The organism is Mesorhizobium sp. P2_E10 (assembly GCF_056404235.1).
The window spans coordinates 293,650-306,475 of record NZ_JBFUEK010000001.1; the positions used below are offsets into that span (position 1 = coordinate 293,650).

The window sequence follows — 12,826 nt, forward strand, 5'->3', positions numbered from 1 at the left end:
TCCATCCCGATCGCATCGGGATGGAGCCGTCAAAGCCTTCGGCCTGTCCGATACTGCCAATACTGCGAACGCTCAGCGGCGCGCCAGCAGCAGGCAGAGCTGCTTCAGGTCGCGATCGTAGGTGCCCTGGCCGCTGAGCACGCTGGCGCAGCGTTTCTTCATCCGGGCGATCTGGCTTTTCGACATGGCGGAAAGCGCAGCCACCGCTGGCGGCGTGGCTATCGCCGGCTGGTTGGGATCTCTCGGACTGGTGACGCCAACGCCGACACCGGCGCTGACACCACCGCCGACCGATGCACCGGCGCCCGCGGAAACGCCGCCAGTTCCGCCAACCGTGGCGCCCGCACCGGCGGTGACGCCGCTGGTGCCGCCAACGGAAGCGCCGACCCCGACGCCACCGCCACCGACCGAGGCGCCGGCATTGACCCCACCGCCGCCACCGAGGCCCAAGCCGAGCCCGGCCGCGCTAGCGGGAAAAGACAAAGCGACGACAACCGCACCTCTCGCCAAGATCTTGGTAAGATTCCGCAAGAAAACCATTTATGATGCTCCCCGTATTGGTTACCCGGGCACAGGCTGAATGACATCGGTTACCAATATCATTACGCCAGTGTAGCGTTTTTAGTTTCCTACTGAATAGGAGTTACTGGAAATCGTTGTTATTGTATTTCCAGTTGCTTGAGATAGATAGTTCACAATTGCCGCAAAGAATCGACAATTTCCAAACGCCCGCCAGCGGAGCTGACATGGTCAATGGCTATTGGCGGGGCTGCCGTGCGGGAACTGGCTATCGAGCAGCCAAGTAAGACATGAGTGATTGAAATCAGTGGCGCACCCGACAGGATTCGAACCTGTGACCTCTGCCTTCGGAGGGCAGCGCTCTATCCAGCTGAGCTACGGGTGCCTTCAGGATCGGCGATCTTGAAAACGAACCAGCCGGTAAACCGGCCAGCCACGGCTTCTTAGCGGAAGCCGGCGCGGGCTTCAACGGGCAATTGGCATCGCTTCGTTGGAGCTTGGCGCGTCCATCACGCCCCCGCCTCACCCTTCGCCACCCGCCGCCGCACCCCTCGTGTCGCCCGCTTCGGCTTCTTCGCCCCCGTCAGCTCGTGCATCGCATCCAGCTGCATCTGCTGCATTTCGGCCAGCCGCGTCCATTGGCGCGAGATCAGATAGTCGAGCTTTTCGTGCAGGTGCCGCACTTCCAGCTCCGCCTTCAGGTTCACCCGGTAGTCGTTGAACGAGCGCAGCCGATCCTTGGTTTCCTGCCGCTTCTGGCTCATCATGATGATCGGCGCCTGGATCGCGGCAATGCAGGAGAGCAGCAGGTTCAAGAGGATGAAGGGATAGGGGTCGAAAGCGCCCCCCATGCCCTCGATGAGATTGATGCCGATCCAAACCGCAAGCACGCTGGCGAACGAGATCAGGAACCACCAGCTGCCGCCGAACGCCGCCATATTGTCCGAAACGCGGTCGGCAAACGTCCGGTGTTCCTCGAATTCCTCTTCCGAGTTCTCCGAAATCGTGTCCTGCCTGGCGATCGATTCCACCACCTGGCGGTCGAGCTCGGAGAATTCGCCGTGCTCCTGCTGCAGCAGCTCCTCCATGTAGCGCATGCGGTAGCGGCCGAGCTCGGCGCGGCTGATGCGGGCGCCATGCGGCAGATCCGGATGGTCGGCGCGGATGCGGTCGGCCAGGCTCGGGCGCAGTTCGTCGATGCGCACCAGGTCGCGCTTGTGGAACTTCCGGCCAGATATCGCCGACGGCTTCTTCTTCGGCTTGACCCGCGATGCGCCGGGCAGGGTCGGCTCGGAGTCCGGCACATCAGGGGCTTCGAGATGCTCATCCGCAGGCGCGTCGTCCGCCACGGTGGCCGCCTCGAGATATTCGCCGCCCGACAGGTTCGCGTCGTCTGCCGCCTTCTGCGCGGATGCCTTGGGGTCGCCGGCCATGGTCAGTGCTCCTGTTTCTCGGGCTTTCCGATACGATACGCCAAGCCGGCGCGGCATATCCATCGCGACTGTGAAGCTGGTGTGACCAAACAAGTTCTTGTGATTAGAGCGCTGGGACTGCGCCTGTCAGTTCGTCATCCTAGGGTCTGCGCTGCGTCGCTCCGCTCCTTGCTGCGCCCTAGGATGACGAAGCGTTAGGGTCGGCGTCAGGCCGCGATGGATCAGCGCCGGCGTAGGGCCTCGACTGCCTATTGCTCCGGCAAACCAGGAAGCGGCAAACCGGGTAGCGGCGAAGCGGTCGGCTGCTGCCCTGCGTACATCAGCCTTGTCTTGGCATTCGCACTGGTCGGCGACAGGCTGCGCTGGATCAGCGCTTCGACATGGTCGTTGCGCTGCCTGGCGCTGTCGGCGCCCATCACCACCACGATCAGCCGGCGGCCGTCGGCATCGTAGGACGTCACGATGTTGAAGCCGGAGGCTTTGATGTAGCCGGTCTTGATGCCGTCAACGCCGCGCACCCGGCCCAGCATGTCGTTGTGGCCGCGCACCAGCCGTCCGCGGAACATGAAGTCGCTTTCGGAGAAATAGTGGAATTGTTGCGGGAAGCGGGCGCGCAGCGCCATGCCCAGCACCGCCATGTCGCGCGCGCTCGTGTGCTGGTCGTCGTCGGGCAGACCGGATGCGTTGCGGAACACGGTGCTGGTCATGCCGATCTGGCGCGCCTTGGCGGTCATGGCGCCGGCAAACGCCTCTTCCGAGCCGCCGAGATATTCGGCGATGGCCACCGCCACGTCATTGGCCGATTTGACGACGATGGCGCGGATCGCCGAATCGACATCGATCGTTTCGCCGCGCTTGAAGCGCAATTTGGTTGGCGGCTGCCTGGCGGCATTGTCCGAAACCGGGATCTGCGTCTCCTTGGTGACGCGGCCGGAATCCAGCGCCTCGAACAGCAAATAGAGCGTCATCATCTTGGTCAGCGAGGCCGGATAGCGCTGCGCCGTCGAGTTGACCTCGAACAGCTGCTTGCCGGTCGAGGCGTCGATGACGATGGCCGCATATTTCTGCGGCGGCGCCGGCACCGCCAACACCGAGTCCGGCGGCGCGGTGGTGCAGCCGGCAACAAACAGCAGCAGCATGAAGGCCGCGACAAATCTCTGGACGAGGGAAGGGAAGCGGAAAGCGGGCAAGTCGGTTCCGAAGCAGGCTGTTGCTGAGAGGGCCGGAACCTAGCCTAACCCGATTGCTTCGTCCATTTGGTTAACGGTGGCGGCAGAACTTGGGTTCCTCTCCCCCGCTCCCGCGGGGGCGAGGAACCGAGTACCGCCCCGAAATCGCCTGTTTCCTGTTCTGTTTTGCCTTTCGGGGTCGCGCTGCTGTTAATTGTGGTGCGGCATTTGGCTTGGGGGTTAATATGAGCATGGAACTCGGCGCGCAGGCGCCGTCGCTGATCAGGGCATCTCTCAGCCGCACCGGCAAATGGGCCGGCAGCGTCGCCTTTATCGGCGGGGCGGCTTCCGACATCCTCAACCCGCTGGCGCCGTTCGCCGCCTATATCGCGCTGCTCGCTTCGGTTGCGGCAGCCATCATCGCCATCGCCATTGTGCTCAGGCTGGTGCTGGCTCGCAAGGCGCTGCCGGCTTTGATCTTTGCCACTAGCGCCGCCGCAGTTGCCGGTGGCGTCTACGGGTTGCAACAGCAGACCAATTCGCAAAACGGGGTGATCGCCGGCCTGGTGCCGGCCATCGCTCAGCTGCAGCAGAGCATGGGCATCGTCTCGGCCAAGGTGGCCAGGATCGAGAAAACCGTCACCGAGACGCAGCAGACGGTCGAGGCGGTCAAGCAGACGACCGACACGGTGGCGAAAAAGACCGAAGAGATCGCGGCGACGCAGCAGCAGCAGACCGAGCAAGGCGCGCAGACCCAAAAGACCGTTGAAGCGGTCAAACAGTCGACCGACACGGTGGCGAAGACGACCGAGGAGATCGCCTCGGCGCAGCAGCAGCAGACGGAGCAGGGCGCGCAGACGCAAAAGACCGTCGAAGCGGTCAAGCAGACCACTGACACGCTCGCCGCCGGCCAGCAGCAGCAGGAGGCGCAGGCCGAAAAGCTGCAGGCTACCACCGAGCAGATCGCCGTCTCGATCGATACCATCGCCAAGGGCTTTGCCGCACTCGCCGCGCAGGGCGGGGCGATCGCCGATCCCAAGCGTCCCGACGAGTACTATCACAATGCCCGCGTCTACGAATTGTCGGGCGACATGCTCAATGCGCGGCGCTCCTATCTCGCCTTTGCCGGTTTCGATGTCGACGCCATCGATCCCTACACGCGCTTTGCCACGCTGCTGCGCGTGCAGGACGGCAAGGCCGGTTCGCGCGAAGTGTTCGGCGCGCTGGCCGACAAGGGCAAGGCGCTGTCGATCAAGCTCGTCCATCTCGAACAGTTCGACGATGCCCAGCGCCTGGAAAAGCTCAACGCCTTCATCGCAGCCAATCCCGATTTCGCGCCGGCCTATTACCTGTTGGCGCAGGAGTTTTCGGAAGATCGCCTCGGCAGCCAGTCGCTGTCCGACAAGCGCAGCGAAGCCCAGGCGCTGACCAAATTCGTCTCCTACGAAAAGGATGGCGGGCTGCTGAAATATTTCGTCGACCAGACCCAGCTCGCCGACTGGCTGGACCGCAGCCGCAGCCGGCTGGCCGCCCTTGGTGATGTGCTCGACCCCGCGCGTTTCGCACCGACCTTGACGCCGATGCGCTCGAACCAGGGCTGGTCGATGACCATCTCGCTGCCCGAGGTGGCCACGGCCATTTCCTGGCGTCTCGGCAGCAGCGGCCCGTTCACCGACACCGGCTTCCTGGCGGTCAACGACCAGCGCACCGGCAAGCCGATGCCCAATCCGAGCTTCGAGTTGCCCGATAGCACCGCCGCCACCACCATCGCCATCAAATATCTCGACCTGAGAGGACGCGAGACCGGGCCGTTCGACATCAGCTTCGATCCGGACGCCGCCCTCCAGCAGGGCTCGAAGCAGATCCTCGACCAGTTCTGGACTTCGTGGATCGCCTTCGGTGCCAGCGGCAATCACGGCTTGGTCTATTTCAGCCAGATGCTGTCATTCCGCTGCGCTATCAAGGAGGTGCATTACGGCCTGAATGGCGCTGCGCTCGACAAGGAGATCAAGATGCCCCCTTGCGACAAGAAGGACCCCTACGCCATCCCCTACGACTACCAGCCCTATTTCAAGGTCGCCGACAGCGTGAAGTCGATGTCGGTGCAGGTCACCTACATGGACGGCACCCAGTCACCGGTGAGGGAGTACAAGCGGCAGTAGGTGCCTTACCCTCCCCCCCTGTGGGGAGGGTCGGCGAGCGATCGGAGCGACGCGGAGATCGGTCGACGGGGTGGGGGTAGCGCCCTACGAGGACCCCCAACCCGATCCGCTTTGCGGATCGACCCTCCCCACAAGGGGGAGGGTGAAGCAACCTCCGATGCAAAATGCCGGCCGCCACGCTTGCGCAATCCGCCCCGAGCGGCTTTTGCTGGCGCGGGCAGAATCAGCAGGTGCGCGCATGGACACGGTCACGATCAAGGCAAAAGGCATTTCGGTCGCGCTCGACCTCACCGTCGGCCATCTCGCCGACATGGTCGTCGACATCGATGGCCGCCTGCTGAAGCCGCTACACCGCGCGCCCTGGGTCGACACGGGCGAGACGCTGCCTGAAAACCTGCCCGAAGGCACCGTTCGCCTGTCCGGCGATTTCCTCTGCGCGCCGTTCTCGCGCAGCGATGTCGAGGAAGCGCCGCTGCATGGCTGGCCGGCCAACAGCGCCTGGGATGTCGTAGACAGCAGCGCGACATCGGATGGCTGGCGGGCTGCTTTCCGGTTGCAGCGCAAGGTGATGGGCGCAACGGTGGACAAGGTCCTCACGCTGCGCGACGGCCACCCCTTCCTCTATCAGGAGCACGTCTTTTCCGGTGGCGCAGGCGCCATCTCCGTTGCCCACCATCCGATGACGGCGATGAAAGATGGCGGCCGACTGGCTTTTTCGCCCAAGCGCTTTGCCGCGACGCTGGACGAGCCGCTGGAGCCCGACCCGGCCCGCGGCCGTTTTCTGCTCGCCTATCCCGCGCGTTCCACCGATCTGACCCGCTTTCCGACCGCCGATGGCGGCACGACGGACCTCGGCGACTACCGCAACGATCAGCTGCGCGAGGATTTCCTCACTTTGGTCGAGGCCGATCATGGCGGACCGGGCTGGACGGCCCTGGCGCGCCGCGCGGAAGAAGATCTGGTGCTGGTGCTGAAGAACCCGGCCGAATTGCCGGTCACCATGCTGTGGTTCAGCAATGGCGGCCGCGACTATGCGCCGTGGAACGGCCGCCATCGCGGCGTGCTCGGCATCGAGGACGGCCGCGCCGCCGTCGGTCATGCCGCATCGATCAGTGACAACTGGCTGAAGCGCGAAGGCGTGGCGACTGCCTTTGCGCTCGGCGGCGAAGTCTCCTTCCGCCATGTCATCGGCGCGCTGCTGCAGACAGGCGGTGAGCCACCCCGCGATGTCACGACGGCTGATGGCCGCATGCGCCTGGCTGCATCCGACGGCTCGACCCGCGATATCGCCTTCGACAGCGATTTCCTGCGCATCGGCCAGCCTGGCTGATTTTCCAGCGCCGGCGCGGCGCTAACGTCGGCAGATGTCGCCCAATAGGCCAAATCGCGGTTTGAAATTTCCGCAAACTGCCGACAAGATGCAAAAGAACAACCGGAAGCGCCCAATGTCCGAAATCGCCCATCTCGCGGCCACCATCTTCAAGCGTGCCGGCAAGGCCCGGCGCTTCATCGTCGCCATTGCCGGTCCTCCGGGCGCCGGCAAGTCGACGCTGTCGGCCAGCCTGCATGACCTTTTGCCAGAAGGGGCCGCGGAAGTCGTGCCGATGGACGGTTTCCACTATGACGACATCGTGCTCGAACGGCGTGGTCTTCGCTCCAGAAAAGGCGCGCCGGAAACCTTCGACTTCTACGGCTTCGAGACGCTGCTGAAGCGCATCCGCGCCAGCGAGCCCGACATTGCCATTCCGGTGTTCGACCGCAGCATGGAACTGTCGCGCGCCGCCGCGGGGATCGTCGCCGCCGAGACCAAATTCATCCTGGTCGAGGGCAATTACCTCTTGCTCGACGAAGAGCCATGGTCGCGCCTGGCGCCGCTATTCGATTTTACGATCTATGTCGACGTGCCGCGCGCCGAACTCGAGCGCCGCTTGCTGGAGCGCTGGCATGGCCATGGCCGTTCCGACGCCGATGCCCGCGCCTGGATCGCCTCCAACGACATGCCCAACATCGATCGCGTGCTGGCCCGCAGGCGGCAAGCCGACCTGGTAATCGGCGATCACGCATAATTCTCAGGATTTCCGAACGGGAACCTTAAGACTTTCTGGTCGTTATCGCCCAAACCGGCAATCGTGCCGCCATGAGGGAACGTCCAATGGCAACCAAGGCAAGAAAACCCGTCAAGGGCAAGACAGCGCAACCCAAGGCAACGCAAGCAAAGGCAGGCGCAGGCCCGGCCATTGCGGCGCGCTCCAAGGATGCAAAGCCGGCTTTCGGCAAGGCGCCGCCCAAGAAAGTGGTGCCGGCCATGGCCAAGACTGCGGCAAAAACCACCGCGCCAAAAGCCGCCAAGCCCAGGAAGTCGGCATCCGGCGGATCGATGGCAGGCAGCGCAATGCGCACGGTCAAGGCGACAGCCAATGTTGCCGCCGGCGCGGTTGTCGCCACGGCCAGAGGCGCCGCATCGCTCGCTGCTTCCGTGATCGGCAGGGGCGGCTCAAAAGCCAAGGCCAAGGCGAAATAGGCCGAGCCGCTTCTCGCGGCTCTGCCTCGCCTCGCGTCAGGCCCTGGCCGGGATGTTGAGGCCCCTCTGCACCGCCGGGCGCGCCAGGCCGCGCTCCAGCCACGCCGCAACGATGGGGAAATCGTCGAAGCCGACGAGTTCCCGCGCCTCATAGAAGCCGATCAGATTGCGCACCCAGCCGAGCATCGAGATGTCGGCGATGGTGTAGTCGTCGTCCATGATCCAGGTGCGGCCCTTCAGCCTCGTCTCGAGCACGCCGATCAGCCGCCGCGATTCGTCGCGATAGCGCTCCAGCGGCCGCTTGTCGGCGATCTCGCGCCCGGCGAATTTGTTGAAAAAGCCGACCTGGCCGAAGATCGGCCCGATCGAGGCCATCTGGAAGAACACCCACTGTATGGTCTCGTAGCGCCGCGTCGGATCGGCGGGGATCAGCTTGCCGGTCTTGTCGGTGAGGTAGAGCAGGATGGCACCGGATTCGAACAGGGCGATCGGCTTGCCGCCCGGGCCGTTGGGGTCGATGATCGCCGGGATCTTGCCGTTGGGGTTCAGCGACAGAAATTCCGGCGTCCAGCTCTCGTTCTTGCCGATCTGGACGAGGTGCGCCTCATAGGGCAGGCCGAGTTCCTCCAGCGCGATCGAGATTTTCACACCGTTGGGCGTTGTCGCGGAATACAGCTGGAGGCGGTCGGGATGCTTGGGCGACCAGCGCTGGGTGATCGGAAAGGCGGACAGGTCGGTCATCGAGGGGCTCCGGCTCGGGGATTTTTTTACGCGGGCATCGCGCGGAGGGGCCGCCAAGAGTTAGGCGGGCACGCCACGGCGATCAATACGAGGAGGAAACTTTCGCGCTGCACACACAGTCTACGCGGCGGTCAGATCGCCCGGAACGCCACCACCGCATTGGTGCCGCCAAAGGCAAAACCATTGCTGATCGCGGCGCGCACCTTGCGCTCGCGCGCGACGTTCGGCGTGATGTCGAGATCGCAATCGGGATCGGCTTCCCGAAAATTGGCCGTCGGTGGCACGAGGCCTTCGCGGATCGCCATCACGCACGCGATCATCTCCAGCGCGCCGGATGCGCCAAGGCAATGGGCGTGCATCGACTTGGTCGAGGAGATGGAAAGCTTGTAGGCCTGATCGCCGAAGACGCGCTTGATCGCCGCCGTCTCGATCTGGTCGTTGGCCTTGGTGCCGGTGCCATGCGCATTGAGATAGTCGATGTCTTCGGGATTGAGTTCGGCATCGGCGAGGCATGCGCGCATCGCCGCCGTCGGCCCATCGATGGTCGGGGCGACGATGTCGGACGCATCGGCCGACAGCCCGGCGCCGGCAATTTCGGCCAGGATGTTGGCGCCGCGCGCCATCGCGTGTTCGTAGGTTTCCAGCACTGCCATGGCCGCACCTTCGCCGAGCGACAGGCCTTGACGATCGGCCGAGAACGGCCGGCAGGTGTCGGGCGCCAGCACCCTGAGCGCTTCCCAACCTTTCAGGATACCCCAGACCAGCGGTGCATCGGTGCCGCCGGCGACCATGACGTCGGCGCGGCCGAGCCTGATCTGGTCGACCGCCGAGGCAAAGGCATGGTTTGACGAAGAGCAGGCGGAGGTAACGCCGAACACCGGTCCGCGCAGGCCAAGCGCCATGCTGACATGGCCGGAGGCAGCACTCGGCATCACTTTCGGCACGGTGAAGATGCCGGCGCGGTTCTTGCCCTCGAGCAGGATGGCGCGATAGCTCTCTTCGATCGCTTCCCAGCCGCAGACGCCGACGCCGATCACGGCGCCCATGCGGTATGTGGTGGCCTCGTCCGAAGCCAGTCCGGCATGCTGCATGGCTTCCCGCGCGGCGATCGTCGCCAGCAGGCTGAAGCGGTCCATCGACACGGTCTGCTTGTGGCTGATGCCGTGATCGGGGAGCGTCTTGATCTCGCAGCCGACCCTGACCTTCAGGTCATGCAATTCGGAATTGGCGATCGGGCCGATGGCCGAGCGGCCGGCGCGCATTTCGCCCCAGATCGCGGGCGCGTTGGTGCCGAGCCCGCATATGCCGCCGATGCCGGTGATGACGACCCGCTTGCGCATTCAGCTCAAGCTTTTTTCGCGATCAGCGCGCGAACCGCCTCGACCATGTCGCCGACATTCTTGAGATTGCTCCAGGCATCGACCGTGTTCATCTCGATCTCGATGCCATAGTCTTCCTCGAGATCGAAGATGATCTCGGTCAATTCCAGCGAATGGATGCCAAGCGCGGTCAATTCGGTACTGGTGGTGATTTCTTCGCCGCCCGGCTCCGCGTGAGCCTTGATCTTGGCGATGATGTCCGTTGCCAGCTGGTCAGCCATTCGGTTTCTTCCCCAACTCTGTCGTTTCCCGACGCCAACTGATCAGCGCCCCTCTGTCCCCGGATTCGAATCCTCGTCGCCTTTTACCCAGCAAGGCGCTGTATGACCGTTCCAAGGTGGCTCCCTCTATAGAAACGGAAACGTTGTCAAGCAACAAGCTATATATCGACAAAGCCGCCGCAGTGCTTAACGTTGGGCCGTGGACACGATGGAACATACCTCGATTTCAGCACCGCCGGCCCAGCGCGCCGCCGGAATGGCGCGGCTTGCCTGCGCCATTACTGGTGGCCGAACGCGCCTTCAGCGACTCTATCAGGATGGCTCCGCCAAGATCCGCATGCCGGCCGTGGCAGTCGATCCGCTCGAAGCCGTGTTGATCAACACCGCCGGCGGGTTGACCGGCGGCGACCGCCTCGGCTGGGAGGTCGATGTCGGCGCCGGCGCTTCCGCCGCGATAACGACGCAGGCCTGCGAGAAGGTCTATCGCGCCGCCTCCGACCGTGCCGAAGTGCGGGTCAGGCTGTCGGTTGGCGAAAACGGCCGCATCGCCTGGCTGCCGCAGGAAACCATTGTCTTTGACCGATCGGCCTTTGCCCGCACGCTTGACGTCGAACTCGCCGACGGCGCCGAGGCGCTGCTGCTTGAGGCCACGGTCTTCGGTCGCCTCGCCATGGGCGAAAGTACAACCCAAGGCCAATTCCACGACCGCTGGCGCGTCCATCAGAATGGCGCGCTCGTCCATGCCGAGGATTTCCGCATCGGCCCCGGCATTGCGACCGCCTTGAACCGTCCGGCGGTGGCCGGCGGCGCCATCGCGGTGGCGACGCTGCTTATGGTCTCGCCGCGGGCGGAAGCCTTGCTCGATCCGGCGCGTGACATCATCGGCGGCCAGGGCGACGCCAGCGCCTGGAGCGTTCAGAAATCTGGCAAGCTTCTTGCGAGGCTGTTTGCCGAGGACGGCTACCAGCTCCGCAAGCGGCTGGTTCCGCTCGTCGAGTTGCTCAATGGGCGGGCGGGTCTGCCCAAATTATGGTCACTGTGATTCTGCCAGGGAACGACGCATGAACCTGACGCCGAGGGAAAAGGACAAGCTGCTGATCGCCATGGCGGCGATCGTGGCCCGCAAGCGGCTGGAGCGCGGCGTCAAGCTCAACCACCCGGAAGCGATCGCGCTGATCACCGACTTCGTCGTCGAGGGTGCCCGCGACGGCCGCCCGGTGGCCGAACTGATGGAGGCCGGCGCCCATGTCGTCACCCGGGCGCAGGTGATGGAAGGCATCGCCGAGATGATCCACGACGTGCAGGTCGAGGCGACATTTCCCGACGGCACCAAGCTGGTCACCGTGCACGAACCCATCAGGTGAGGAGGCGAACATGCTGGAACTGCGTCCCAACTGCGAATGCTGTGACAAGGACCTGCCGCCCGAGGCGACGGACGCGCTGATCTGCACCTTCGAATGCACCTTTTGCGTTGATTGCGCTGAGAATGTGCTGGGCGGCACCTGCCCGAATTGCGGCGGCAATTTTTCCATGCGCCCGATCCGGCCGGCCGCGATGCTGAAGAAATATCCGGCGTCGACCAAACGCGTTCTCAAGGCCGAAGGCTGCGGCCCCCGCAAGGCCGCTTGAACTGACGACGATTTTGAAACGGAAGGCACGTCGATGATATCAGCTCCGATGAAAAGCATCGCCCTCTCGGCGATCCTGCTGCTCGCCACCGCCATGCTGCATGCCGTCGGCCTCGGCCTCGGCGTCAGATTCCGTGGCCTTGCTCGCGCTGCCGGTGCCGCTTGCGCGGTGGTCGGCGTCGGCCTCGTCTTCGGCGTGTTGTGAGGTTCTGATGATCCCGGGCGAAATCATCACCGCAGGCGGCGATATCGAACTGAACAAGGGCCTGCCGACGCTGTCGCTGAAAATCGCCAACAGCGGCGACCGGCCGATCCAGGTCGGCAGCCACTACCACTTCTTCGAGACCAATGAGGGTCTGAAGTTCGATCGCGACAGAGCGCGGGGCATGCGCCTCGACATCGCCGCCGGCACCGCCATGCGCTTCGAGCCGGGCCAGGAGCGCGACGTCACGCTGGTGCCGCTCGGGGGAAAACGCGAGGTCTACGGGTTTCAGCAGAAGATCATGGGCAAGCTGTGAGTTCGACGGCGTCGAGTGTTGTCGGCCCTTTGATGCGGCGGACGGACCGGATGCCAGTCCGCCGCAACGTATCGTCAGCTCGCTTTCTTGGTGATCAAGGTCAACGCGCCATTGGGGTTCATGCTGGCGGCAATCACCTGCGCCGACGTAAGCCCCTTGGCTTCGAGCGCCGACTTGACCTGTGGCGTGGCGTCGATCGAGCCGCGCAGCTTCTGCAGGTCGCCGTCGCCGCGCTTGGCGATCACTTCGTTGACCTTCGCCTGTGTAGCCTCAGGCAGTTCCTTGATATCGACGATGCTGATGCTCTGAATCGCCGGCGCTGCCGGCGGAGTGCCGGGCGCCGTGGGGGCGGCCGAAGCCGGCGGTTGTTGCTGCGCGGGCTGTTGCTGGGCGCTGGCGGCGCTCGCCAGCATCAGGGTGGCGGTGGCTGTAATAAGTATCGTCTTGCGCATGGATTTTCCTTTCCATCGTTTGGCAAACGGTCGTTTTTGGGTGGCTCGCCCACCTCAACCGGCAAATTGGATCAGAAGGTGTC

Annotated in this window: 16 protein-coding genes and 1 tRNA gene; 9 read left to right on the plus strand and 8 right to left on the minus strand. The window is 64.2% G+C overall.

Features of this window, described 5'->3' with window-relative positions; translation table 11 throughout:
* Positions 1 to 72 precede the first annotated feature (72 nt).
* The 4 genes from AC1D0N_RS01545 to AC1D0N_RS01560 form a co-directional block, all read right to left on the minus strand.
* Positions 73 to 540 (minus strand): hypothetical protein, encoded by a 468-nt coding sequence (locus AC1D0N_RS01545; protein ID WP_477240683.1) that lies wholly within the window; start codon positions 538 to 540, stop codon positions 73 to 75.
* Positions 541 to 827: 287 nt separating this feature from the next.
* A tRNA-Arg gene (locus AC1D0N_RS01550) sits at positions 828 to 904 on the minus strand.
* 124 nt (positions 905 to 1,028) lie between these two features.
* Positions 1,029 to 1,952, minus strand: coding sequence for a DUF1003 domain-containing protein (locus AC1D0N_RS01555; RefSeq protein ID WP_477240685.1), 924 nt, complete (start codon positions 1,950 to 1,952; stop codon positions 1,029 to 1,031).
* Positions 1,953 to 2,200: 248 nt separating this feature from the next.
* The gene (locus tag AC1D0N_RS01560; RefSeq protein ID WP_477240687.1) at positions 2,201 to 3,091 is read right to left on the minus strand and encodes a D-alanyl-D-alanine carboxypeptidase family protein; all 891 of its coding nucleotides are present in this window, start codon (positions 3,089 to 3,091) and stop codon (positions 2,201 to 2,203) included.
* 275 nt (positions 3,092 to 3,366) lie between these two features.
* Between AC1D0N_RS01560 and AC1D0N_RS01565 the strand changes: the two genes are divergently transcribed.
* The 4 genes from AC1D0N_RS01565 to AC1D0N_RS01580 all read left to right on the plus strand — a co-directional run bounded on the left by AC1D0N_RS01565 (position 3,367) and on the right by AC1D0N_RS01580 (position 7,804).
* On the plus strand, positions 3,367 to 5,283 hold the full coding sequence (locus AC1D0N_RS01565) for a methyl-accepting chemotaxis protein (RefSeq protein ID WP_477240689.1): 1,917 nt from the start codon (positions 3,367 to 3,369) through the stop codon (positions 5,281 to 5,283).
* A 238-nt stretch (positions 5,284 to 5,521) separates the two neighbouring features.
* Entirely contained in the window at positions 5,522 to 6,613 is a 1,092-nt protein-coding gene (locus tag AC1D0N_RS01570) for a hypothetical protein (RefSeq protein ID WP_477240691.1), read from the plus strand.
* 115 nt (positions 6,614 to 6,728) lie between these two features.
* Positions 6,729 to 7,349, plus strand: a complete 621-nt coding sequence (locus AC1D0N_RS01575) for a nucleoside/nucleotide kinase family protein (RefSeq protein ID WP_477240693.1) — start codon at positions 6,729 to 6,731, stop codon at positions 7,347 to 7,349.
* 86 nt (positions 7,350 to 7,435) lie between these two features.
* Entirely contained in the window at positions 7,436 to 7,804 is a 369-nt protein-coding gene (locus tag AC1D0N_RS01580) for a hypothetical protein (RefSeq protein WP_477240695.1), read from the plus strand.
* Positions 7,805 to 7,840: 36 nt separating this feature from the next.
* On the opposite strand, the gene AC1D0N_RS01585 is transcribed toward AC1D0N_RS01580, so the two are convergent.
* From AC1D0N_RS01585 to AC1D0N_RS01595, 3 genes are all read right to left on the minus strand, one after another.
* The gene (locus AC1D0N_RS01585) at positions 7,841 to 8,545 is read right to left on the minus strand and encodes a glutathione S-transferase family protein (protein WP_477240697.1); all 705 of its coding nucleotides are present in this window, start codon (positions 8,543 to 8,545) and stop codon (positions 7,841 to 7,843) included.
* Between the two features lie 131 nt (positions 8,546 to 8,676).
* Positions 8,677 to 9,885 carry a beta-ketoacyl-[acyl-carrier-protein] synthase family protein gene (locus AC1D0N_RS01590; protein ID WP_477240699.1) on the minus strand — a complete coding sequence of 403 codons (1,209 nt, stop codon included), beginning with the start codon at positions 9,883 to 9,885 and terminating at the stop codon, positions 8,677 to 8,679.
* 5 nt (positions 9,886 to 9,890) lie between these two features.
* Positions 9,891 to 10,145, minus strand: a complete 255-nt coding sequence (locus tag AC1D0N_RS01595; protein WP_477240701.1) for an acyl carrier protein — start codon at positions 10,143 to 10,145, stop codon at positions 9,891 to 9,893.
* A gap of 208 nt (positions 10,146 to 10,353) precedes the next feature.
* On the opposite strand from AC1D0N_RS01595, the gene AC1D0N_RS01600 reads away from it, so the two are divergent.
* Genes AC1D0N_RS01600 through AC1D0N_RS01620 form a run of 5 tightly spaced genes read left to right on the plus strand, consistent with a single transcriptional unit; the run spans position 10,354 to position 12,291 of the window.
* On the plus strand, positions 10,354 to 11,187 hold the full coding sequence (locus AC1D0N_RS01600) for an urease accessory protein UreD (RefSeq protein ID WP_477240703.1): 834 nt from the start codon (positions 10,354 to 10,356) through the stop codon (positions 11,185 to 11,187).
* Between the two features lie 19 nt (positions 11,188 to 11,206).
* On the plus strand, positions 11,207 to 11,509 hold the full coding sequence (locus AC1D0N_RS01605) for an urease subunit gamma (RefSeq protein WP_023693076.1): 303 nt from the start codon (positions 11,207 to 11,209) through the stop codon (positions 11,507 to 11,509).
* Positions 11,510 to 11,519: 10 nt separating this feature from the next.
* Positions 11,520 to 11,774, plus strand: coding sequence for a DUF1272 domain-containing protein (locus tag AC1D0N_RS01610; RefSeq protein ID WP_477240705.1), 255 nt, complete (start codon positions 11,520 to 11,522; stop codon positions 11,772 to 11,774).
* 48 nt (positions 11,775 to 11,822) lie between these two features.
* Positions 11,823 to 11,978 carry a hypothetical protein gene (locus tag AC1D0N_RS01615; protein WP_477240707.1) on the plus strand — a complete coding sequence of 52 codons (156 nt, stop codon included), beginning with the start codon at positions 11,823 to 11,825 and terminating at the stop codon, positions 11,976 to 11,978.
* Positions 11,979 to 11,985: 7 nt separating this feature from the next.
* On the plus strand, positions 11,986 to 12,291 hold the full coding sequence (locus tag AC1D0N_RS01620) for an urease subunit beta (RefSeq protein WP_477240709.1): 306 nt from the start codon (positions 11,986 to 11,988) through the stop codon (positions 12,289 to 12,291).
* A gap of 74 nt (positions 12,292 to 12,365) precedes the next feature.
* Here AC1D0N_RS01620 and AC1D0N_RS01625 read toward each other — a convergent pair whose 3' ends face one another.
* Positions 12,366 to 12,743: a hypothetical protein gene (locus AC1D0N_RS01625; RefSeq protein WP_477240711.1), complete on the minus strand. Its 378-nt coding sequence runs from the start codon at positions 12,741 to 12,743 to the stop codon at positions 12,366 to 12,368.
* Between the last annotated feature and the right edge of the window lie 83 nt (positions 12,744 to 12,826).

Bases quoted from the DNA above. Each gene is read 5' to 3' on its own strand.
- AC1D0N_RS01590 (WP_477240699.1), bottom strand. From the start codon at position 9,885: ATGCGCAAGCGGGTCGTCATCACCGGCATCGGCGGCATATGCGGGCTC.
- AC1D0N_RS01555 (WP_477240685.1), bottom strand. From the start codon at position 1,952: ATGGCCGGCGACCCCAAGGCATCCGCGCAGAAGGCGGCAGACGACGCG.
- AC1D0N_RS01565 (WP_477240689.1), top strand. From the start codon at position 3,367: ATGAGCATGGAACTCGGCGCGCAGGCGCCGTCGCTGATCAGGGCATCT.
- AC1D0N_RS01615 (WP_477240707.1), top strand. From the start codon at position 11,823: ATGAAAAGCATCGCCCTCTCGGCGATCCTGCTGCTCGCCACCGCCATG.
- AC1D0N_RS01585 (WP_477240697.1), bottom strand. From the start codon at position 8,545: ATGACCGACCTGTCCGCCTTTCCGATCACCCAGCGCTGGTCGCCCAAG.
- AC1D0N_RS01610 (WP_477240705.1), top strand. From the start codon at position 11,520: ATGCTGGAACTGCGTCCCAACTGCGAATGCTGTGACAAGGACCTGCCG.
- AC1D0N_RS01560 (WP_477240687.1), bottom strand. From the start codon at position 3,091: ATGCTGCTGCTGTTTGTTGCCGGCTGCACCACCGCGCCGCCGGACTCG.
- AC1D0N_RS01545 (WP_477240683.1), bottom strand. From the start codon at position 540: ATGGTTTTCTTGCGGAATCTTACCAAGATCTTGGCGAGAGGTGCGGTT.
- AC1D0N_RS01570 (WP_477240691.1), top strand. From the start codon at position 5,522: ATGGACACGGTCACGATCAAGGCAAAAGGCATTTCGGTCGCGCTCGAC.
- AC1D0N_RS01605 (WP_023693076.1), top strand. From the start codon at position 11,207: ATGAACCTGACGCCGAGGGAAAAGGACAAGCTGCTGATCGCCATGGCG.
- AC1D0N_RS01580 (WP_477240695.1), top strand. From the start codon at position 7,436: ATGGCAACCAAGGCAAGAAAACCCGTCAAGGGCAAGACAGCGCAACCC.
- AC1D0N_RS01595 (WP_477240701.1), bottom strand. From the start codon at position 10,145: ATGGCTGACCAGCTGGCAACGGACATCATCGCCAAGATCAAGGCTCAC.
- AC1D0N_RS01575 (WP_477240693.1), top strand. From the start codon at position 6,729: ATGTCCGAAATCGCCCATCTCGCGGCCACCATCTTCAAGCGTGCCGGC.
- AC1D0N_RS01625 (WP_477240711.1), bottom strand. From the start codon at position 12,743: ATGCGCAAGACGATACTTATTACAGCCACCGCCACCCTGATGCTGGCG.
- AC1D0N_RS01620 (WP_477240709.1), top strand. From the start codon at position 11,986: ATGATCCCGGGCGAAATCATCACCGCAGGCGGCGATATCGAACTGAAC.
- AC1D0N_RS01600 (WP_477240703.1), top strand. From the start codon at position 10,354: ATGGAACATACCTCGATTTCAGCACCGCCGGCCCAGCGCGCCGCCGGA.